The following is a 21,915-nucleotide window of genomic DNA, read 5'->3' on the forward strand; positions in this document are numbered from 1 at the left end:
TCATCGCCCTTTCACGAATACTGTTTTGATGGATGTGTAAAATTCCTTTGCTGCTTGCCCTTGTTCCCTAGAGTGGGAGCTAGACGCTTTCATTCCTCCAAATGGCGCTTGCAATTCAACGCCTGCACTTTCAGCATTAACTCGAACGAGGCCCGCATCCATTTCGTCAATAAACAACAGCATTTTTTCAATGTTGGTTGTGAAAATAGAAGCACTTAACCCGTAGCGGCTGTCATTGGCGATCTCGATCGCTTCTTCCATGTTCTTCGCTGTGATAAGAGCAATAACTGGGCCGAATATTTCTTCTTGGGCAATTCGCATATGGCGGTTCACGTTTGTAAAAATCGTCGGCTCAACAAAATAGCCTGCCGCCCTGTTTCCGTCTGTTACTCTCTTGCCGCCGCATAAAAGTTTCGCACCTTCCTTTTTGCCAATTTCAATATAGTCTAGAACGGTTCGAAGCTGCGCTTCACTTGCACAAGGCCCCATCCATACGCCATCGTCTAGGGCTTTGCCGATTGTAATTTGTTTTGTTTTTTCCAGAAGAAGCTCCTGGAAGTCTTGAAGAATCGCTTCAGCAACAATGACGCGGCTTGTCGCCGTACATTTCTGTCCCGTAGAGCGGAAAGCGCCGCTAATCGTCGCATCAACCGCTACATGAAGATCAGCATCTTCAGCGACAATAACAGGATTTTTTCCACCCATTTCTAGCTGGTACTTCGCTCCCCTTGCGGCAGCTGCTTTTCCAATTTGTTTACCTGTTTGTTCTGAGCCTGTAAACGTTAGGCCGTGAACGTGTTCATGGGCGACTAATGCATTTCCGATCACCTTGCCAGACCCTGTCACCAAATTGAGCACACCTTTAGGAAGTCCCGCTTGCGCAAAACACTCTACTACTTTTGCTGCTGTTACGGCAGCTTCTGTTGCTGGTTTAAACACAACTGTATTGCCATAAATAAGCGCTGGAGCGATTTTCCATACAGGAATCGCAATAGGAAAATTCCATGGCGTAATCACACCAACGACACCAAGGGGAACACGTTTCGTAAACATGAGCGCTTCGCTGTCTGTGGAAGGGATCACCTCGCCATCTGCTCTTAACCCTTCTCCTGCATAATAGCGAAGGATCGCGACACCGCGAGCTGTTTCCCCTTTTGCTTCAGGCAATGTTTTTCCCATTTCACGGGCGAGTGTTTCCGCAATTTCATCGAGGCGGCTTTCTAACTGATTGGCGGCTTGATACAAATAATGGCCACGTTCCGCTCCTGTCAGCTTCCGCCACGATAAAAGAGCGCCCTTTGCCACTTCCACCGCTTCATCAACGACATCAGCGGTGGAATTTTGGACATAGCCCACAACTTCTTCGGCATCGGACGGATTTATGCTTGCGAGAGGGGGAGCCGCTTCTTGTTTCCAGCGTCCGTTAATATAATTGCCAAATACGACTTCTGTTTTGATCGCCATTTGCCTCATCCTTTCGTAGGTTGTAATAACTTCCAGCTAGAAAGCAGCTCTGTCACAAGCTGTTTATCTTCGTTGCTTAATTCATTCACAGGTGCCCTTGTCACACCAGCATTTTGCCTCAGCATTTCCATTGCTTCTTTAATGACGACGACGTTATTGCCTTGGTTGTACTTCGCGCGTAAGTCTTCAAAAGGGACAATGTCTTCCCAAATTCGCCAAACCGCATCGTTGTCATTGTTTCGCAATGCTTCCAGCATCTCGACTGCTTTTTGGGGCAGAAGATTGACAAGTCCAGAAGTAAACCCTTTTGCCCCGGCATGCCAGAAAAAGGGCGCCCATTTCTCTGCGGTTCCACAAATCCAAGCGATTTGATGTTCTTCTGGAATCGAACGTACCACTTTGGCAAAGCGAGGCAAGTCATTAATCGCATATTTGACGCCGACTAGGTTTTGAAGTGGCGCCAAATCAACGAGCACTCGGTCGGAAATTTCAGGATCTTTAAAATAAACGAGTGACGGAAAATCTAGCGCCTCGATGATGTCGCGGAAGTAGGCATACACACCGCCCGCTGTTACATAAGGGTGGATCGGCATATGAATCATGACCGCATCTGCCCCGGCCGCTTTCGCAGCGTTTCCAAGTTCAATCGCTGTTGACGTCGCATAACCGATGCCAGCGACGACAAGCGCGCGGCCATGAACATATTCCACGGTGCGCCGGACTTCCTCTTTTGCTTCCTCAAGAGACAGTGCATAGAATTCACTCGTATTTCCACAAGGAACGATCACATCAATGCCATTGTCGACGATTCTGTCAACAGTTTCCTTGTAGTGATGCCAATCGATGCTGCCATCTGATTTTCGAAACGGCGTGATTGGTATGCCAGAAATGGTTTCTAATGCTTTTGCCAATGGCTTATTTGCCACAGTTGATCACCCTTTTCTTAAAAATTAGCTCGGACCATTCTCGGCCTGTGCTCTCGCCTCTGCAGCCAAAATATTGTCTTTCGTCCGCAAAATATGGTCTTTCATTCGTTGTTCCGCCTTGTCTGGCTCTCGTTGCTTAATCGCCTCAAAAATCGCTCTGTGCTCTTGATAGCCGACTTCGCGCTCGACTTCGACTTTAAGGGCACGCTTCCGGAATGCTTTGTCAATGCTGCGAATATTGGCTAAAATCGTTTGCATCATCTTATTCTCGGTACTGGCGATAATCAATTGGTGAAACCGTGAATTTTGTTCAATCAAGGCATCTGAATCGCCTTTGTTATGAAGGCTCTCCATGATAAGCACCACTTGCTCAAGTTCGTTTACGTCTTCTTCGCTCATTTTAATGGCAGCAAGGCGGGCACATAGCGATTCGACCGCGGCGCGCAGAAGCAGAATTTCTTCAATTGATGTAGAAGCATACTCTGAAACAAATGTACCTTTGCGCGGGACGGTTACAAGCAGGCCTTCATTTTCTAGGATCCGAAATGCTTCTTTGATTGGCGTCGTGCTAATCCCCATCATCTTCGATAATTCCCGCTCTTTTAAATGCTCACCAACTTCAAAGTATCCGCTTACAATTCCTTCGCGAATTTTTTCAACTGCCAATTCACGCAGCGACTTTACTAAATTTGGATCAACAGAAAAGAAACGTTCATCCTTATCAGTCATACAACCAGCTCCAATTTAAAATATGAAATCTGATATATCACACTATAAAACATAAAACGCTTATTGTCAAAACATTATTTTTAATTCCTTTTACTACATAAGCAAAGAAAAGCGCAATGGACACATTAACATCCATTGCGCTTGAGGACTCACTTGCTCAAGTTATAAAAAGACTTCAAACCATTGTACTGAGCGAGGTCAGCAAGCTCATCTTCAATACGAAGAAGTTGGTTGTATTTGGCGACACGGTCTGTACGAGACGGCGCGCCTGTTTTGATTTGGCCAGCATTTGTGGCAACAGCAATGTCAGCAATCGTCGCATCTTCTGTTTCACCAGAACGATGGGAAATAACAGCTGTATAGCCAGCGCGTTTTGCCATTTCGATTGCATCAAATGTTTCTGTCAATGTGCCGATTTGGTTTACTTTGATCAGAATCGAGTTGCCAATGCCTTTTTCAATGCCTTCAGCAAGCTTTTTCGTGTTTGTGACGAACAAATCGTCGCCAACAAGTTGGACTTTATCGCCAAGGCGCTCTGTCAAAAGTTTGTGGCCTTCCCAATCGTTTTCATCAAGGCCATCTTCAATCGAAATAATTGGGTATTTCGAAACAAGTTCTTCGTAGAAGGAAACCATTTCTTCAGAAGACAGAACTTTGCCTTCGCCAGCAAGGTGGTATTTGCCGTCTTCTTTGCTGTACAGCTCAGAAGAAGCAACGTCCATTGCCAACTTCACTTGTTCTCCAGGCTTATAACCTGCTTTTTCAATCGCTTCGATGATCGTGGCAAGCGCTTCTTCGTTTGAAGAAAGGTTCGGAGCAAAGCCGCCTTCGTCGCCTACTGCTGTGTTGTAGCCTTTCGCTTTAAGAACAGACTTCAAGTTATGGAAAATTTCCGCACCCATGCGAAGCGCTTCTTTAAAGCTTTCTGCGCCGACAGGCATGACCATAAATTCTTGAATATCTACGTTGTTGTCGGCATGCTCTCCACCGTTAATGATGTTCATCATTGGCACTGGAAGTTGCTTCGCATTAAAGCCGCCAAGATAGACATATAGAGGAATGTCTAGTGCATTAGCAGCAGCGTGGGCAACGGCCATTGACACGCCAAGAATCGCGTTGGCGCCAAAGTTGCCTTTGTTTTCTGTCCCATCAAGTTCAATCATCAAACGGTCGATGCCAATTTGGTCCAACGCGTTTTCGCCAATTAGTTCAGGAGCGATCTTTTCATTTACATTGTCAACTGCCTTTTGGACACCTTTGCCCATATAACGGTCTCCGCCGTCGCGAAGTTCGACCGCTTCGTATTCGCCAGTCGAGGCGCCACTTGGCACAAGGGCACGGCCCATAACGCCAGATTCTAGGTGAACTTCTACTTCTACAGTCGGGTTGCCACGAGAGTCAAGGACTTCACGTGCATAAACATCAGAAATAATCGTCATGTCAATTCACTCCTAAATTGAATTTATTGTTTAAGTGTCTTGCCTGTCATTTCTTTCGGCTTGTCCGCGCCAAGCAAATCAAGCACAGTCGGCGCCAAGTCAGCTAAAATGCCGTCTTCACGAAGGGTGATTCCTTTTTCGGTTACGATGACAGGCACTTTGTTTGTCGTATGCGCCGTCATCGGTTTGCCGTCAAGTGTCACGACTTCGTCGGCATTGCCGTGGTCTGCTGTAATAATCGCTGCTCCGCCTTTTTGTAGCAATGCATCGACCACACGGCCTAAGCATTCGTCCACGGCTTCAATCGCTTTAACTGTTGGCTCCAACATTCCTGAATGCCCAACCATGTCAGGGTTGGCAAAGTTTAAGATAATCACATCATGTTTTTCGCCTTCGATTTCCTTGACGAGCGCATCGGTTACTTCATAAGCGCTCATTTCCGGTTTAAGGTCGTAAGTAGCGACTTTAGGCGAGTTAATCAAAATCCGCTCTTCGCCTGGAAACTCATCTTCACGGCCGCCACTGAAAAAGAACGTCACGTGTGGGTATTTTTCGGTTTCTGCAATCCGTAGCTGTGTGTAGTTTTGCTGGGAAAGGACTTCGCCAAGCGTATTGTCCAAGTTTGTCGGCTTAAAGGCAACAAAGCCTTTCACTGTTTCACTAAACTTCGTTAAGCAGACAAAATGGAGGCGCTTCGGCATCTTTTCCCCGCGGTCAAACCCACGAAAGTCTTCATTCGTGAAAACTTGTGATAGCTGGATAGCGCGGTCAGGGCGGAAATTGCAGAAAATGACGGCGTCATCGTCTTTGACAGTTGCTACAGGTGTACCATCCTCTTCTGTTATAACAGACGGGATCACAAACTCGTCGACAATGTTGTTTTTATAGCTGTCATCGAGCAGCTCTAGCCCGTTCTTATAGGAAGGGCCTTCGCCATAAACCATTGCACGGTATGACTTTTCAACTCGATCCCAACGTTTGTCGCGATCCATTGCGTAGTAACGGCCGTGCACAGTCGCCAGCTTCCCGAGGCCGACTTCATCAAATTTGTCTTGCAATCCTTTTAAGTATACTTCTGCTGAAGTGGGGCCGACATCGCGGCCATCTAAAAAGCCATGGACATAAACGCGCTCGACGTTTTGTTGTTTTGCCATATCAAGCAAGGCATAAATATGGTCGATGTGGCTATGGATGCCGCCATCGGACAACAAACCATATATATGGAGTGCCGATTGTTTTTCTTTAACATGGTCCATTGCCTTTATGAACGTCTCATTCTTAAAAAAGTCGCCTTCGCGAATCGACAAATTCACACGCGTTAAACTTTGGTACACAATGCGCCCAGCACCAATGTTTAAATGGCCAACTTCTGAATTGCCCATCTGCCCTTCTGGCAAGCCGACATTTTCACCGTCTGCCCGTAACGTGGCATGCGGAAACTCGTTCCAGTAACGGTCAAAGTTCGGCTTTTGAGCATGTGCCACGGCATTGCCTTTCTCTTCCTCTCGCAGGCCAAAGCCATCGAGAATGATTAAGGCTACTGGCTTTTTACTCATTTTGCTGCCCCCACTAATTCTAAAAACGAATCTGCGTCCAAGCTGGCTCCACCAACGAGGGCGCCATCTATGTCAGGTTGGGCCATGTAGTCTTTAATGTTGCCAGGTTTTACGCTGCCGCCGTACTGGATGCGAATCGCCTCAGCTGCTTCTTCAGAAAAATTAGCGGCCACCGTTTGACGCACATAAGCGCAAGCTTCATTCGCGTCTTTTTCTGTCGCTGATTTGCCTGTGCCGATCGCCCAAATAGGCTCGTACGCAATTACTGTTTGTTTAACTTGTTCTTCGCTTAAACCAGCAAGGCCATTTTCTACTTGCTCTTTTACAACAGCTTCCATCTTACCCGCTTCACGCTCTTCAGCCGTTTCACCGCAACACATAATCGGAACCAAATGATGGGCGAATGCGGCATGCACTTTCTTATTGACAGTCTCATCTGTCTCGGCAAACATTTCTCGCCGTTCTGAATGGCCGATAATCACATAATGGACACCCATATCAGACAATGCTTTAGGGCTGATCTCCCCTGTAAATGCGCCATTGTCTTCAAAATGCATCGTTTGAGCACCAATTTTTAACTCAGTTCCTTTTACCGCTTGGAGCAAACGGTCAAGAAACAAGGCTGGCGCACAAACAACCGAATCAACCGTTGCCTGTGCGGGAACGTTTGCTTTTACTGCTTCGACAAAATCAACAGCTTCGCCGATTGTTTTATTCATTTTCCAGTTTCCTGCAATAATTGGTTTACGCATAGTATCACCCCGCTGCATTATTTTTCTGATAGTGCGACAACGCCTGGAAGTTCCTTGCCTTCCATAAATTCAAGGCTGGCGCCTCCGCCTGTTGAAATATGGCTCATTTTGTCGGCAAGGCCAAATTGTTCAACGGCTGCCGCTGAATCGCCGCCACCAATGACTGAATACGTATCTGACGCCTCTGCCAACGCATTTGCAACTGCTTTTGTGCCACCTGCAAACGATTCGAGCTCAAACACACCCATTGGCCCGTTCCAAATCACTAATTTTGAAGCTTTTAATACAGCTTCATAGGTTTTTCGTGTTTTTGGCCCAATGTCAAGCGCTTCCCAATCAGCTGGAATGCCGCTAATGGCCACTTCTTTTTTGTTGGCGTCGTCAGAAAAATCATCGGCAACAATGACATCTTCAGGCATATAAAACTTAACGCCTTTTTGTTCAGCCTTTTCCATAAACTGCTTGGCTAAATCGAGCTTATCTTCTTCAAGCAACGATTTGCCAACTTCATAGCCTTGCGCTTTGACAAACGTGTATGCGAGACCGCCGCCAATAATTAAATTGTCGACTTTATCTAGCAAGTTGTCAATAACGCCAATCTTGTCTTTTACTTTTGCGCCACCAATGACTGCTGTAAACGGACGTTCAGGGTTGCTTAACGCTTTGCCGAGTACATCCAGTTCTTTTTCCATTAGAAAACCAGCTGCTGACGGCAAATAGTGGGCAATGCCTTCCGTTGAAGCGTGGGCACGGTGTGCCGCCCCAAATGCATCATTGACAAAAATGTCGGCTAGGCTAGCAAACGCTTTCGCTAATTCAGGATCGTTCTTTTCTTCCCCTGGGTAAAAGCGGACATTTTCAAGCAGCAACACGCCACCGTCTTCAAGACCTTCCACTGCTTGTTTTGCTACTGGACCGTGCGCTTCCTGGACGGCTTGTACTTCTTTTCCTAACAGCTCGCTAAGGCGTGTCGCGACAGGCGCCAAGCGCAAGCTTTCTACCACTTCGCCTTTCGGGCGGCCAAGATGGCTTGCTAGCAAAACGCGCGCCCCTTGTTCACTTAAGTATTTAATCGTAGGCAAAGCTGCTTGAATCCGCGTTTCATCAGTAATCTTTCCATCTTTCATCGGAACATTGAAATCGACTCGGCAAAATACCGTTTTGCCTGCAAAATCGTAGTCATAAAGCGTTTTTTTGTTCATTACTTGATCCTCCTATCGGACATCTAGACAGCGCAAAGGAGGGAGGCAGATGGCCTTCCTCCTCTGAAGCCTATTTTTACTTAAAGCCCTTTGCCAGCAATGTAATCAAGCAAGTCTACAACACGGTGAGAATAGCCAGATTCGTTGTCATACCAAGAAATCACTTTAACCATATTGCCTTCCATGACCATCGTGGAAAGCGCGTCGATTGTAGAAGAATGTGGGTTGCCGTTGTAATCGCCAGAAACAAGCGGCTCTTCAGAGTAAGCAAGAATGCCTTTAAGATCGCCTTCTGCTGCTTCTTTAAGAGCTCCGTTTACTTCTTCAGCGGTTACGTCTTTGTCAAGCTCAGCTACAAGGTCGACTAAAGAAACGTTAGGAGTCGGTACACGCATAGCTCCACCGTTAAGCTTCCCTTTTAATTCAGGTAGCACAAGGGCAACAGCTTTCGCTGCACCAGTTGTTGTCGGAATGATGTTTTCTGCGGCCGCACGCGCACGACGGTAATCTTTGTGTGGTAAGTCAAGGATTTGCTGATCGTTTGTATAAGAGTGAACAGTCGTCATCATGCCGCGACGAATGCCAAATTTATCGTTAAGTACTTTTGCAAACGGCGCTAAGCAGTTTGTTGTACAAGAGGCATTTGAAATCACATGATGGTTGGCCGGATCGTACTTGTCTTCGTTAACACCCATGACAATTGTAATATCTTCGTCTGAAGCAGGAGCAGAAATAATAACTTTTTTCGCGCCAGCTTCAAGGTGTTTCGCAGCGTCTGCACGCTTTGTAAAGAAACCAGTTGATTCCACTACAACTTCAACGCCGTACTTGTCCCAGCCAATCTCAGCAGGGTTGCGCTCAGCAGATACAGAAATTTCTCTTCCGTCGACAACGAGTGAGTTGTCTTTTGCCTCAACTTTAGCGTCAAGAACACCGTGTACAGAATCATATTTTAACAAGTGTGCCAGCATATTGGCATCTGTCAAATCATTGATTGCTACTACCTCTACATTCGGGTTTTTAAGGGAAGCGCGGAATACATTACGGCCGATGCGGCCAAATCCGTTAATACCAATTTTTGTTGCCATGATGATTTCCTCCTAGCGTTAATTTCTTTTTATTAAAAAGGCAGTTGCCTTTTTTACAGGATCTTACTCAGATAACAGCCGTCTAGCTGCTCCTTCGTCTGTTACAAGTACATCACTTGGCCGATTCTTCATATAAGCGAGAATCGCATTTGCTTTCGTATGCCCGCCAGCGATTGAAATCACGTACTTGCCTTCCAGCTCGCCTAATTGCAAGCCAATTGTTCGCTGCTTGTGGATAATCTCTCCATTTGCATTGAAGTAATAGCCGAACGCTTCTGCTACCGCTTCTTCCCGTTTCAATGTCTCGATAAACGGCTGACCAGAATCGCGCCTAGCTGCCATTCGCCTCGCATCGCCGATGCCATGCATGACAACCGCAGAAGACGTAATCACATCTAGGATTTCCCTAACTGATCGTTCCAATACAAGTGAATGGTATGCTTCTTCGCTTAATTGATCAGGAACGTGCAGCAACCGGTAAGAAGCTCCTGAGCGCCTGGCAAACTCAGCACTAATGGTATTAGCCTGGATTTCAACTTTTTCGCCCAACCCGCCTCTAGCGGGCACAAACGTCGTTGTCGCTAACGTCTCATCTGGCGTGACCATATTTGCTACAGCTGCAAGCGTTGTACCGCCCATTACGGCGAAGACGTCGCCTTTCTTAGCCACACGTTTCAATTCATCGACGCAAGCTCTACCTAACTCCTGCTTCACCCATTCTTCTTCGTCGCTATCACCAGCCACAACAATCGCCTGGCTGACGCCAAGTTTTTCTTTCAGCTTTTCTTCCAGCCGGCGATGCCCAAGCAGCTCTGCCATCATATCAGCAAGCTCTAAAAACAACGCTTCGCCTGCTTCAGTTAGGCGCATGCCTGCCGTCGTCAGTTCAATGAGCCCCTGATCTTTAAGAAGCGTCACTTCCCCACGGACGATACGTTCGGAGGTTTGCAAATTGGTTGCTAGGCTTCTGCGCCCGATTGGCTGCATTAAACGGATATATTGCAGCAAGCGATAACGCTTCGCCATTGTTTCCATTAATTCGGGAACAATCTGTCTTTGCAGATTAATAAGCGTCCGCATGTAACACCTCCTCCGTTTATCGGGACATATAACGTCCCTCGCAGACATATTATGTCCCGGTTAGAGCAAAAACATTTACTACACTTGTATTGTACCAAGGAAGTCGAAAACAGACAACTAAAACATCCTCCGTTTGATAATGGCAAGCCTATTATCAAAATCCAGATGATTGGCAAAAGGACATGTTCCTATTTTGTTTTCAGAGATAACGTTTTATAACTTTGGGGAAAATTCTTATAATAGTAGGCAAGTCCTATTTTCTTTGCTATTATATGAATATTAATGGGATTCATTAGGAGGTTGGTTTTATGGGGAGGACGATACGTTCTGAATCGGTTGGGGCAAAGATTGCAGAATGGTATAGTTGCCTTCTTTCTAAGTCATATGAACAGGCGATTATTTTAAAAGAAGAGGTCAAACAGCTTCTACCAGCGATGGACCCAAGCGACAAGTTTATGGCCTTCTACTCACTAGTCGAATTTAAACACCAGATTTTAGTCAGCCGTTACGATAAAAACGAATGCCCTGAGGAAATAGAACCGATTTCTGAAAAGACCGAAATCGATCACCTTCTCAAGTATCTCTATTACTTTGTTAGCGGCCAATACGAGTTTACGCAAGAACGGTACCGGTCCGCTGTAAAGCTGTTTCGCAAAGCCGAACGACTACTAGAATACGTAAACGACGAGGCGGAGGAAGCGGAGTTTTATCAATATATTGGCCTTGTTTATTATCGTCTCAACCACTATTTGATTGCTTCGTCCTACATGGAACAAGCAAACGTCCTATTCGATCGGCTTCAATATCATGAGCCAGCGATAAACTGCCAAATCATCACTGCTTGTATTCATCAAGAGTTGAACAACCCTGAAAAAGGCGAAGCCATCTTAAAACAGGCGCTAGAGCGTGCTAAAGGCATTCCAATTGTATATGGACAAGTGTTGCGGACGCTAGGTTTAAACAAGCAAGGCCAAAAAAAGTTTGACGAGGCGGAAACGTATTTTAAACGAGCGCTTGACATCCCTGAGCACAAAAACACCATTTTCGGTGCCAAATCTAGATACAATTTGAGCAACGTGCTCTTTAATCAAGGAAAAATCGAAGAGGCTCTCCCACACTTCCAAATTGCAAAAGCAGGTGCCGCCTACTACAAAAGCAAAGAATACAACGCACGCTGCTTATTTACGGAAGGCCTTCACATCGATAAAAACTATGATTTGGTTGACCAAGCCATCGCACAGCTCCAAAAAGAAGGAATGGACTTTGAGGTGAGTGAACTTGCTGAAGAAGCTGCTCACTTTGCAGAAAAGGAAGGAAATACGAGACTGGCATTGAAATATATGAAAGTGGCCCATGGTGCACGCTTATACCAACATACTTTAGGAGTTGATTCCGTTGTTTAAGAAAAAGTTGGTCGTTTCACTTGTCGTCTCTTTCATCGCAGCAGCTTCATTTGTTGTTTTTACAAACACACAGGCTGACAGTGAAATAAATAGCCGCGATAAAGGGGACATTACTTTCATTGACAGCCATGATAAAGGCGACATTACTTCCATTGACGACCGTGATAAAGGGGATATTACTTTCATTCATAAGGCAAAGCTAAACGTTTAATGTTACTAGAGAGCCAATCGGTTCTCTTTTTTACTACATCTGCACCCTTTCGATCCTTGACATGAAACTGCCTATTCCCTTTGAATGGGAACAGGCAGTCTTTGTGTTTTTCGATGTGTTGTCAGATAAACGTTGCCTTTCAAATTTGCACATGCTTATTGCTTTATTGAACGAATGCGTTCGATCTGTTTTTGGAGCGACTCTTTCTCTAATAACCCGTAGCCAATTTCTTGGTCGTCTATACAAACAACAGGGATTTTAAGTTGGTACTTCTCTAAAAGCACATCATCCTGATAGATGTCATGGCATTGAATCACAAGCGAGTAACTATCGGCTAATTCTTTCAGCAATGCGTACCCTTTGTCGCACAAGGGACACCCTTTTTTCGTATAAAAATCGACGTTCATTATCCGGTCCTTTCGTTGTAGCGTTTCCGTTTCGAAGATGGCAAAATCCCTAGTTCATCGCGGTATTTTGCTACTACCCGCCGCGACAAAGCTACTCCTTTATCAATTCTCAACTGCTCCGCTAATTTTTGGTCTGACAAAGGTTTGCTTTTATCCTCTACGCTAATCATTTCTTTAAGCCACACTTTAACGTGGTGATTGGTCAATTGGGCATCTGACTTAGAAACATGGCCAGAGAACAATGTTTTTAATTCGACTAAGCCACGAGGTGTTTGTGCATATTTATTAGATGTTGCCCGGCTTACCGTTGATTCATGGATGCCGAGAACTTGGGCCACATCGTTTAACGTCAGTGGCTTGAGCACCCCACTAGGCTGAAGCAAGTAGTCTGCTTGCACGCTCGCCAACACTTCCGCCACGCGACGCACCGTTTGCTGGCGTTGTTCAAGGCTGCGTTTTAACCACTCGACATGCTGCCTTTTTTGCTTCGCATAGGCGCTTGTCTCGACTTGTTGTTTCAGTAAATGGTCATATTCCTCGTGTACGCGAATCGCGGGTAGTATGTCATCATTCATGAAGACAAGCAGTTTTCCAGATTCGTCCTTTGCCATCAGCACATCAGGCTGGACGTAAATGGCCGTTTCCTTCGAATAACGTAGTCCAGGCTTTGGATCAAGCTCCTTTAATTGGTCGTATAGATGCTGTATATCTTGAACAACGACGCCGTATTGTTTCGCAAGTTGCTTCCATTTCCGGGCAGCTAGCGCTTCGAGATGGTTTAAAACGATGTCAATCGCAAGAGGATGGCAATCGGGCATACGTTTAAGTTGCAAGGCCAAGCATTCCCCAAGGGAACGGGCCCCTACGCCTGCAGGCTCAAAACTCTGCAATATGGCGAGCAACCTTTCCCCTTCCGATTCAGTGATGTTCCGGTCTGCACAAAGCTGAGGCAGCGCTTCTCCTAGATAACCATCTTCCCGTAAATTACCAATCAAATAAGTAAGCTCGCATTTATCGTTTTCGCTCAGCGTCGGCGATTCAATCAACTGTTCGTACAACTCATCAGCAAGCGTTCGCCCTCTTTGCGCAACATTTTGCAACGCTGCCTGTTTGTCGTCACTTGACATCTGTTGCCTGATTGGCCTTGTGCCAACCAGTTCCCGTTCACGGGAAAGAGTAGATTGTTCATGTAATTCGAGTAGAGGATTTTCTAGCGCTTGTTCCCGCAAATAGGCAATGACATCCACGGACGAATATTGTAGCAAGTGGAGCGCTTGCCTTAACTCTTGGGTCATCACTAAACTCGTTGTCTGACGTTGCAGTAAGCCAATCTCCATCTATTCAACCCCTCCTCGAACTTCCTTGCCTTGATTTTACATTCCGCTCAGGCGAACTTAAATGCTCTTTTTCCTCTACATGTCATAGCATAAACCAAATGGCTTGTTAATGTAAACGCTTTCTTATAGATTTCAGCAGTTGCCTAGCTCTTTTGGCCCTTTTAAAAAATAAAAAACAACGTTGTGAACGGCGTAAAACATAGAGGTTTACATCTTTATAATTTAGTCTATCATGAAAGAAGGGCTTTTTGATCATCACAAGGAATAGTACATGAATGAAACTGCTTTTTTGTTGTTGCCGTACATACTTTTGTAAAAAGAAGCAACTCATTTGACCTTTATTGACCTTTGCAGTATGATGATTACAGAGCAACAATTTCAAGGATTTTAGTCAATAGGACATGAGGAGGAAGAGCGATGAATTTAATACCTACCGTAATTGAACAAACAAACCGTGGCGAGCGTGCATATGACATTTACTCCCGTTTATTGAAAGACCGCATTATTATGCTAGGGAGCGGGGTGGACGACAATGTCGCCAACTCGATCGTTGCACAAATGTTGTTTTTGCAAGCAGAAGACCCTGAAAAAGATATTTCCTTATACATTAACTCTCCTGGCGGCTCGATTACTGCTGGAATGGCAATCTATGACACGATGCAATTCATCAAACCAGATGTTTCAACGATTTGCATCGGCATGGCTGCTTCCATGGGCGCCTTTTTGCTCACTGCTGGTGCGAAAGGCAAACGGATGGCATTGCCAAATAGTGAAGTGATGATCCACCAACCACTTGGCGGTATGCAAGGCCAAGCTGCAGACATGGAAATCCATGCCCGCCGCATCATTCAAATGCGCGAAAAACTCAATCAAATTATGGCAGAACGTTCTGGTCAACCGTATGAACGAATTGCAAGAGACACAGACCGTGATAACTTTATGACAGCCGAACAAGCAAAAGAATACGGCTTAATCGACAAAGTGATTGAAACACCAACGAAATAACAGACAAAGGCTTCCGCAAAACGCGGAAGCTTTTTTGTTGCCGCCAGTTGCAGCCTGCCCTCATTCAATTCCCTTTTTCATTAGGCCATGGTACGATTTAAAAAACAAGATGGCGCTAGCCTTTTTGCTTTCGCCTAAGATTAGGAGGAATTTATTCTGAGCATTTCAGCAATTGACGACATTGTCGCCAAGCAAACAGACGATTCATTGGCTACGTTGTTTAAACTATTGCGCCAAGAAAGCATTAGCACTCAAAACAAAGGAATGCGCGAATGCGCAGCGTTAATGCGAGCGCTCATGGAGGAAGTTGGTGCCCGTACTGAACTGTTTGAAACAGAAGGCCATCCTATTCTATACGGTGAACTTCTTACAGACAAACACGCGCCAACTTTGTTAATTTATGGCCATTACGATGTACAGCCTCCTGACCCATTAAGTGAGTGGGAGACGCCTCCATTTGAACCAACAGTCCGCGACGGGCGTATCTTTGCACGGGGCGCAGGCGACAACAAAGGACAAATCGTTGCCCAACTTCTCGGCATAAAAACGTATCAAGAAGCATGTGGCGCTTTACCCGTCAACATTAAAATCGTTATTGAAGGGGAAGAAGAAATGGGCAGCGTCCATTTGCCAGACTTTGTTCAAAGCAACAAAGAATTGCTTCAAGCCGACCTCGTTTACACAGCTGATGGGCCATCTCATGATAGCGGCTCTCCCCTTGTCCTTCTTGGCGTCCGCGGCATTCTATCTTTTGAGATTGAACTTCAAAACGCCGAGTTCGACAACCATTCTGGCAATACAGGCAACATTGTCCCAAATCCAGCTTGGGACCTTATGGAGCTGCTTCAGACGATGCGCAGCACAGACGGGCGCGTCTTAATCGAAGGCTTTTACGACAATATTCGCCCTGCCAGCGCTGAAGAAGAACAGCTGTTGGCCACACTCCCTTTTGAAAAAGACTCAGTCGCCCAAAAAATCGGCTATCCCCATTTGGATATAGATGGAAAAAGCTATTACCGAAAACTAGCGCTAGAACCCACTTTTAATATATGCGGACTAAAAAGCGGCTATTTAGAAGATGGCATTAAGACAATTATTCCTAGCAAAGCCAGTGTAAAAATCGACGCACGCCTCGTTGTGGACCAGGACCCTAAAGACATTTTTGAAAAGGTGACTGCACACGTAAAAGCACGCCGGCCTGATGCCAAGGTGACGTTTTTAGGGGCAATGGAGCCTTCCCGTACGCCAGTTGAGACAGCGATCGTCCAAAAAGCGCTAAAAGGCATTTCTGCTTGTTTTAATGAGGAGCCCCTTATCCAACCAAGCCTTGGCGGCTCGCTGCCAGACTATGTATGGACAAAGCTCCTTCACGCACCATCTCTTCTCGTCCCTTATGCAAACTTTGACCAACGCAACCACTCGCCAAATGAAAATCTCGCTATTCGCCACTTTTTAAACGGCATTCGCTGTACAGCCCATGTTATCCATGCTGTCGGACAGAACTAATAAAAAAGGCATCCCTCATTATGGGATGCCTCCAGACTGTAGGCAAACGCTCGCATACGTCGTCGTTTGCCTCAGTCATATGCTCATGAACCCACGTTCTATTCGCATCTTCCCTCGCCTGCACTCCTCGTCTGACAAGCGTTTTCTATCAGTCTGATCTCAGTTATCGACTTTGTCGACAACCTTAAGGCATCCCTCATTATGGGATGCCTTCGCTTAACGTAAAAATTTAATTGTAAGGGGAATTCGGTATTCCTCTCCTTGGTATGCTTTAATTGCGGCCAAAATGGTAAAAATAATAGCAAGCAGGCCGACAAGTGGCGCAAGTAAAAAGCCAATTAGGATAATCATGGTCACACTCGCAACTAATCCGTAAATGAAAAAAGAAATCAAAAAGTTAAAGTATTCCTTGCCATGGTAATCAATAAAGTCCGAATCATCTCTTTTAACGAGCCAGATAATAAGTGGCGCAAGGATAGGCGCAGGAAAGCTCAATACATATAGCAACATCGCCAACATACGCTCGCTTCCGTCTGGTTCATATTCGCGGTAATCAATAATTTCATTGGCCATTTGTCATCTCTCCTTATCCTTACCTTTACTATACGCTCAAATGGAAAAGGATACAATTCTTTTTTCGTCTCACCGCTGTACTTCCCGTGTTTGAGCCTCTCTGTAAACGACTAGAAACCATAATGGGTAGAATTCGGAAGAAAAACAAAGCAAATGGAAGGAAAACACACTACAAATTTTGTGCAGTATATATTGCATATATTTTTTAACATTTATAAGGCTTTACGAATCGACTTGTTTTTACTTATACTTATTTGGTAAATTTACATTATTCGACATGGAGGTGGGCGTTTTGTTGGAATTTAAAAATGTCACAAAGCGGTATGGTGCCGGCAGACCAGCTGTAGACAATTTAAATCTAAAAATAAATAAAGGCGAATTCGTTTGTTTTATTGGCCCAAGTGGTTGCGGAAAGACAACAACAATGAAAATGGTGAATCGTCTCCACGAAGCGACAGAAGGGCAAATTATTGTTAACGGCAAAGACATACGGAAACAAGATCCAGTCGAATTGCGTCGATCAATTGGCTATGTCATCCAGCAAATCGGGTTAATGCCCCATATGACTGTTAAAGAAAACATTGTCCTTGTTGGAACGCTTTTGAAGTGGCCGAAATCGAAAAAAGACGAGCGGGCAAAAGAACTGATTAAACTAGTCAATTTGCCAGAGTCGTATTTGGACAAATACCCACACGAACTAAGTGGCGGACAGCAGCAGCGAATTGGTGTGTTGCGGGCACTCGCAGCTGATCCACCACTGATTTTAATGGACGAACCTTTTGGCGCACTCGATCCGATTACGAGAGACTCTTTACAAGAGGAATTCAAAAAATTACAAAAAGATCTCGACAAAACGATTGTTTTTGTTACACACGACATGGACGAAGCATTAAAACTAGCAGACCGGATTGTCATCATGAAAGACGGAAAAATCATCCAAACTGGAACTCCTGATGAGATTATGCGCTCCCCTGCCAATGCCTTTGTCGAAGATTTTATCGGCAAGGACCGCCTCATTCAAGGACGGGCTGATGTAACCACTGTTGAACAAGTTATGAATAAACACGCCGTTACCGTCGATGAAAATGAAACACTGCGCAACGCCATCTCCCTCATGCGCGATAAGCGTGTCGACTCACTCCTTGCCGTCAACCAGGATAACGTTTTAACCGGCTACATTGACGTCGAAATGATCGATTCCTTTTATAAAAAAGCATTGACTGTCAAAGAGGCAATGGAAACAGATGTTTTTACCGTTCAAGAGCATAGCCTTTTGCGTGATACGATCCATAAAATGCTGCGGCGCGGTGCCAAATATGTGCCCGTTGTCAATGACCAACACCAAGTTGCAGGCATTGTGACACGGACCAGTTTGGCGGATATTGTCTATGACACCATTTGGGGCGATGGCATGGACTTTGATGAGCCCACAGAACCGTGAGTCGATTGTGCTTGTGTGTTGTGCCTATGTGTCGTACAGCGCTTTTAAAAGCGACCCAAGAAGGAGGATAAACGATGATCGCGTTTTTTTCAGAATACGGCCATGACTTGCTTTTTAAGACGGGGGAACATCTGTTTATTTCGTTTACGGCGATTCTCTTAGGTGTTCTTGTCTCTGTGCCTTTAGGAATTGCCCTAACACGTGTTCCTCGTGTGGCAGACAGGCTTATATCTGTCATCGGCATTTTGCAGACAGTCCCCAGCCTCGCCATATTAGCCTTTTTTATTCCTATTTTTGGAGCAGGCAAAGTACCGGCCATTATTGCTTTGTTTTTTTACTCCGTATTGCCGATTTTACGAAACACCTACACAGGTGTTAAAGGCGTCAATCCAAGCGTGTTGGAAGCAGGCAAAGGCATGGGTATGAACAATATCGAATCGATTTTTAAAATCGAAATTCCCCTTGCATTGCCAGTTATTATGGCAGGCATCCGTTTAGCAACTGTCTATTTAATCGGCTGGGCTACATTAGCGGCATTTGTCGGCGGCGGCGGGCTAGGGGATTTCATTTTTGACGGCCTCAATTTATTCCAACCAGCGCTTATCATAGCCGGAACTTTACCTGCCACGATTTTGGCGCTGCTTGCCGACCGCTTACTGCTGTTAGTAGAGCGTGCATTAACGCCAAAAGGCTACAAACAATCCCAAACATCTTAAGGGGGGAGGAGAATCACTGTGAAGCCAACAAAAACGATCATTGCTTTTTGCCTTTCAGGGCTTATATTAACTGGGTGTTCTTTGCCGGGACTATCTGGCCCTTCCCAGCAAACAATCCGGATTGGCACAATGGTGACAAGCGAATCAGAAATTCTAGGGCAAATCGTCGCCCTATTGATCGAAGAAGAAACGGATTTGCAGACCGAGTTAATTACGAAACTAGGCTCTTCTGTCGTCCAGCATCAAGCGCTTGTACAAGGTGACTTGGACATTACGGCTGCTCGCTATACAGGTACAGACTTGTCTGCGGCACTTGGCATGGACCCTGTTACTGACCGAGACGAAGCAATGGACATCGTGAAACGAGAATTTTCTGAGCGCTTCGATCAAACTTGGTTTGATTCATATGGATTTGAAAATACGTACGCCCTTTCTGTTACCGAAGCATTTGCAGATGAGCATGGAATTGAAACGATTTCAGACTTGGAAGCTTTTGCACCGGAACTCCGTTTTGGCGTCGATAATTCATGGGTGAATCGCAAAGGCGATGGCTACCAAGGTTTTCAAGAAAGCTATTTTGCTTTTGGCAACGTGTTTCCGATGAATGTCGGCCTCGTATATGAAGCCAACGCTAGCGGGCATATGGATGTTGTATTGGCTTATTCTTCCGACGGGCGTATTCAGGAATACAATTTAAAAGTGCTTGAAGATGACCGGCGGTTTTTCCCGCCTTACGATGCCTCGCCGGTTGTACGCAATGAGGTGCTTGAACAATATCCAGAGCTTTCGCCGCTTTTAGAACGCTTAACTGGCACCATCACGACTGAAAAAATGCAAGAATTAAACTATATGGCTGACGTGGAATTAAAAAATCCGCGCCTTGTTGCCCAAACCTTTTTAGAAGAAAACAATTACTTTAAGGACAAGGAGGAAAGCCACTAATGGACACGTTCCAGGAATTCATCACATACGTTTCCCAAAACAGCGGCTACATTGCGGCACAATTTTACCGCCACTTTCTTATGGCTGCCTATGGCGTCCTTTTTGCAGCGATTGTATCGATTCCCCTTGGCGTGCTCATTGCCAAATATGGGCGTTTAAGCGGCTGGGTTCTGGCTGTTGGGAACATCATTCAGACCATTCCTGCTCTTGGCATGATCGCCGTCATTATGCTCGTCCTCGGCCTTGGACCCAACACTGCTGTCATGACGTTATTTCTTTATTCCATTTTGCCGATTACACAAAACACGTATGTCGGCATGAAAGGTGTCGACCAAGCTCTTGTTGAGGCTGGGCGTGCAAGTGGCATGACACGTTTTCAGCTATTGCGCATGGTTGAACTCCCATTGGCCATTAGCGTCATTATGGCCGGCCTCCGCAATGCCCTTGTCGTCGGGATTGGCATTGCTGCAATTGGCGCTTTTGTCGGTGCAGGCGGGCTTGGCGAAATCATTTTGACAGGGACAAACGCCACAGATGGGATGGCGATTATTCTTGCCGGTGCCATTCCAACTGCCTTTATGGCGATTATTGCAGACATGTTAATGGGCTGGATTGAAAGAAAGCTACACCCGTTTAAACAATCGAAACCACAAACCAGTTAACCATGTTAACGCAGCTTAAGCCAGTTGAGCGCATGTGCTCAACTGGCTTTTATGTTTCTATACCACTCGTCCTCTCATGCCTTTACCTGCTCGAGAAGAGGCTTTCGTTCCATTCGGCAATCACAAGGAATAGCACGTTTCTGTAGCCCACCTCTATTGTTACGAGCTAGGGGCTAGGAGTCGATTTTTAAAATGCCGTCTACCCATCGTTTTCCACATAAGCAACCAAGGCATCCAGTGCTTCTTTTTCATCGTGCCCTTCTGTGACAATCGTGATCGTCGTGCCTTTGCCGAGTGCCAAGCCCATTAATCCCATGATGCTTTTCGCATTGACTTTGGCATTGTCTTTTACAATAAACACTTCAGACGAAAATCGATTGGCTTCTTGGACAAACATCGCCGCAGGCCGGGCCTGCAAACCTGATTTAAGTTGGATGGTTACTTCTTTTTGCGCCATTCCTCATTTCCCCCTATGCGTATTTAATTTTTTGGCATCAAACGTGCCGTTACGGAGCTTGTCCGCAAATTCGTCAATCTTACGGAGCCGATGGTTTATACCTGATTTGCTCACTTTCCCGCCCTGCATCATTTCCCCTAGTTCTTTCAACGTCACATCTTGGTGCTTCACTCGGAGCTTAGCGACTTCCTGTAGTTTAGGCGGCAAGTTTTCCAAGCCAATCGTTTTATCAATAAAACGAATGTTTTCTACTTGGCGAAGGGCAGCCCCGACCGTTTTGTTTAAATTAGCCGTTTCACAATTTACAAGCCGGTTAACAGAGTTGCGCATATCTTTCATAATGCGGACGTCTTCAAAATAAAGAAGTGCTTGGTGGGCGCCAATGATATTCAGGAATTCCGTTATCTTTTCGCTTTCTTTTAAGTACGTAATAAATCCTTTTTTCCGTTCAAGCGTTTTAGCTGAAAGGGAAAATCCGTTCATTAGTTCACATATCGCTTGGTTATGCTCTTCATAAAGCGAAAAGATTTCTAAATGGTAAGAAGACGTTTCTGGATGGTTAATGGAGCCGCCTGCTAAAAAAGCCCCCCGCAAATAAGCACGTTTGCAACAAGACTCTTTTACAATTTCCGGAGAAATGTCACGAATAAATTGAAAAGACCCGTTCAAAATCCGCAAATCCTCAAGTAGCTGGCGCGCTTCTTTGGAAATGCGCACCATATAAACATTATTCTTTTTAAGACGCATTTTCTTTTGAACGAGCAACTCAATGTGGATATTAGGGTATAGATGCTTGATAAGTGTGTATATCCGTCTGGCAATGGCTGCATTTTCGGTTGTTACATCTAAACCGACTTGCTTATTGCCAAGCGACAGCGACCCGTTCATCCGGATGAGGGCAGAAAGCTCTGCCCGAGCACAGCAAGAAACAAGCTCAAGCTGTGTCAGTTCTTTTTTGGCATTCGCGGCAAAAGACACGCCTCTCACCCTCTCTTTCATGAAGGGCGGCATAAAAGCCG

Annotated in this window: 22 protein-coding genes; 8 read left to right on the forward strand and 14 right to left on the reverse strand. The window is 45.5% G+C overall.

Annotation, left to right across the window (positions count from 1 at the left end):
* From gucD to V5G21_RS03660, 9 genes are all read right to left on the reverse strand, one after another.
* Entirely contained in the window at positions 1-1,464 is a 1,464-nt protein-coding gene (gucD, locus tag V5G21_RS03620) for an alpha-ketoglutaric semialdehyde dehydrogenase GucD (protein ID WP_338465224.1), read from the reverse strand.
* 5 nt (positions 1,465-1,469) lie between these two features.
* Positions 1,470-2,390, reverse strand: coding sequence for a dihydrodipicolinate synthase family protein (locus V5G21_RS03625; protein WP_073304737.1), 921 nt, complete (start codon positions 2,388-2,390; stop codon positions 1,470-1,472).
* A gap of 24 nt (positions 2,391-2,414) precedes the next feature.
* Positions 2,415-3,119 (reverse strand): GntR family transcriptional regulator, encoded by a 705-nt coding sequence (locus V5G21_RS03630; RefSeq protein WP_011247858.1) that lies wholly within the window; start codon positions 3,117-3,119, stop codon positions 2,415-2,417.
* A 149-nt stretch (positions 3,120-3,268) separates the two neighbouring features.
* Complete coding sequence (gene eno / locus V5G21_RS03635) at positions 3,269-4,558, reverse strand: phosphopyruvate hydratase (RefSeq protein ID WP_011247859.1); 1,290 nt, start codon at positions 4,556-4,558, stop codon at positions 3,269-3,271.
* A gap of 23 nt (positions 4,559-4,581) precedes the next feature.
* Positions 4,582-6,114 carry a 2,3-bisphosphoglycerate-independent phosphoglycerate mutase gene (gene gpmI / locus V5G21_RS03640; protein WP_011247860.1) on the reverse strand — a complete coding sequence of 511 codons (1,533 nt, stop codon included), beginning with the start codon at positions 6,112-6,114 and terminating at the stop codon, positions 4,582-4,584.
* A complete protein-coding gene (tpiA, locus tag V5G21_RS03645; protein WP_011247861.1) occupies positions 6,111-6,866 on the reverse strand; it encodes a triose-phosphate isomerase in 756 nt (251 codons plus the stop codon). Before tpiA ends, gpmI begins: the two co-directional genes overlap by 4 nt.
* 17 nt (positions 6,867-6,883) lie before the next feature.
* On the reverse strand, positions 6,884-8,068 hold the full coding sequence (locus V5G21_RS03650) for a phosphoglycerate kinase (protein WP_011247862.1): 1,185 nt from the start codon (positions 8,066-8,068) through the stop codon (positions 6,884-6,886).
* 80 nt (positions 8,069-8,148) lie between these two features.
* Positions 8,149-9,156: a type I glyceraldehyde-3-phosphate dehydrogenase gene (gap, locus tag V5G21_RS03655; RefSeq protein ID WP_011247863.1), complete on the reverse strand. Its 1,008-nt coding sequence runs from the start codon at positions 9,154-9,156 to the stop codon at positions 8,149-8,151.
* A gap of 63 nt (positions 9,157-9,219) precedes the next feature.
* Positions 9,220-10,236 carry a sugar-binding transcriptional regulator gene (locus tag V5G21_RS03660; protein ID WP_011247864.1) on the reverse strand — a complete coding sequence of 339 codons (1,017 nt, stop codon included), beginning with the start codon at positions 10,234-10,236 and terminating at the stop codon, positions 9,220-9,222.
* 308 nt (positions 10,237-10,544) lie between these two features.
* Here V5G21_RS03660 and V5G21_RS03665 point away from each other — a divergent pair, with 308 nt between their 5' ends.
* Both V5G21_RS03665 and V5G21_RS03670 read left to right on the forward strand, forming a co-directional pair.
* Positions 10,545-11,639, forward strand: a complete 1,095-nt coding sequence (locus tag V5G21_RS03665; protein ID WP_035202745.1) for a Rap family tetratricopeptide repeat protein — start codon at positions 10,545-10,547, stop codon at positions 11,637-11,639.
* Positions 11,632-11,850 (forward strand): hypothetical protein, encoded by a 219-nt coding sequence (locus V5G21_RS03670; RefSeq protein ID WP_041823995.1) that lies wholly within the window; start codon positions 11,632-11,634, stop codon positions 11,848-11,850. Before V5G21_RS03665 ends, V5G21_RS03670 begins: the two co-directional genes overlap by 8 nt.
* Positions 11,851-12,005: 155 nt before the next feature.
* Here V5G21_RS03670 and V5G21_RS03675 read toward each other — a convergent pair whose 3' ends face one another.
* Positions 12,006-12,257: a glutaredoxin family protein gene (locus tag V5G21_RS03675; RefSeq protein WP_011247866.1), complete on the reverse strand. Its 252-nt coding sequence runs from the start codon at positions 12,255-12,257 to the stop codon at positions 12,006-12,008.
* Positions 12,257-13,594, reverse strand: coding sequence for an RNA polymerase factor sigma-54 (gene rpoN, locus V5G21_RS03680; protein WP_035202751.1), 1,338 nt, complete (start codon positions 13,592-13,594; stop codon positions 12,257-12,259). Before rpoN ends, V5G21_RS03675 begins: the two co-directional genes overlap by 1 nt.
* A 417-nt stretch (positions 13,595-14,011) precedes the next feature.
* On the opposite strand from rpoN, the gene clpP reads away from it, so the two are divergent.
* Both clpP and V5G21_RS03690 read left to right on the forward strand, forming a co-directional pair.
* Complete coding sequence (gene clpP, locus V5G21_RS03685) at positions 14,012-14,599, forward strand: ATP-dependent Clp endopeptidase proteolytic subunit ClpP (RefSeq protein ID WP_011247868.1); 588 nt, start codon at positions 14,012-14,014, stop codon at positions 14,597-14,599.
* Between the two features lie 207 nt (positions 14,600-14,806).
* On the forward strand, positions 14,807-16,105 hold the full coding sequence (locus tag V5G21_RS03690; RefSeq protein ID WP_235360807.1) for a M20/M25/M40 family metallo-hydrolase: 1,299 nt from the start codon (positions 14,807-14,809) through the stop codon (positions 16,103-16,105).
* Between the two features lie 216 nt (positions 16,106-16,321).
* On the opposite strand, the gene V5G21_RS03695 is transcribed toward V5G21_RS03690, so the two are convergent.
* Complete coding sequence (locus tag V5G21_RS03695; RefSeq protein ID WP_011247870.1) at positions 16,322-16,678, reverse strand: DUF4870 domain-containing protein; 357 nt, start codon at positions 16,676-16,678, stop codon at positions 16,322-16,324.
* A gap of 292 nt (positions 16,679-16,970) precedes the next feature.
* Here V5G21_RS03695 and V5G21_RS03700 point away from each other — a divergent pair, with 292 nt between their 5' ends.
* The 4 genes from V5G21_RS03700 to V5G21_RS03715 all read left to right on the forward strand — a co-directional run bounded on the left by V5G21_RS03700 (position 16,971) and on the right by V5G21_RS03715 (position 20,439).
* Complete coding sequence (locus V5G21_RS03700; RefSeq protein ID WP_011247871.1) at positions 16,971-18,119, forward strand: betaine/proline/choline family ABC transporter ATP-binding protein; 1,149 nt, start codon at positions 16,971-16,973, stop codon at positions 18,117-18,119.
* 74 nt (positions 18,120-18,193) lie between these two features.
* Positions 18,194-18,835 carry an ABC transporter permease gene (locus tag V5G21_RS03705; protein ID WP_011247872.1) on the forward strand — a complete coding sequence of 214 codons (642 nt, stop codon included), beginning with the start codon at positions 18,194-18,196 and terminating at the stop codon, positions 18,833-18,835.
* An 18-nt stretch (positions 18,836-18,853) separates the two neighbouring features.
* Entirely contained in the window at positions 18,854-19,777 is a 924-nt protein-coding gene (locus V5G21_RS03710) for an osmoprotectant ABC transporter substrate-binding protein (RefSeq protein WP_011247873.1), read from the forward strand.
* A complete protein-coding gene (locus tag V5G21_RS03715; RefSeq protein WP_011247874.1) occupies positions 19,777-20,439 on the forward strand; it encodes an ABC transporter permease in 663 nt (220 codons plus the stop codon). Before V5G21_RS03710 ends, V5G21_RS03715 begins: the two co-directional genes overlap by 1 nt.
* 199 nt (positions 20,440-20,638) lie before the next feature.
* Here the strand turns inward: V5G21_RS03715 and V5G21_RS03720 are convergent, their stop codons facing one another.
* Positions 20,639-20,896: an HPr family phosphocarrier protein gene (locus tag V5G21_RS03720; protein WP_011247875.1), complete on the reverse strand. Its 258-nt coding sequence runs from the start codon at positions 20,894-20,896 to the stop codon at positions 20,639-20,641.
* Positions 20,897-20,899: 3 nt separating this feature from the next.
* On the reverse strand, positions 20,900-21,874 hold the full coding sequence (gene whiA, locus V5G21_RS03725; protein WP_011247876.1) for a DNA-binding protein WhiA: 975 nt from the start codon (positions 21,872-21,874) through the stop codon (positions 20,900-20,902).
* Positions 21,875-21,915: the final 41 nt, after the last annotated feature.

This window comes from Shouchella rhizosphaerae (assembly GCF_036700015.1).
Classification (GTDB): Bacteria; Bacillota; Bacilli; order Bacillales; family Bacillaceae_D; genus Shouchella; species Shouchella rhizosphaerae.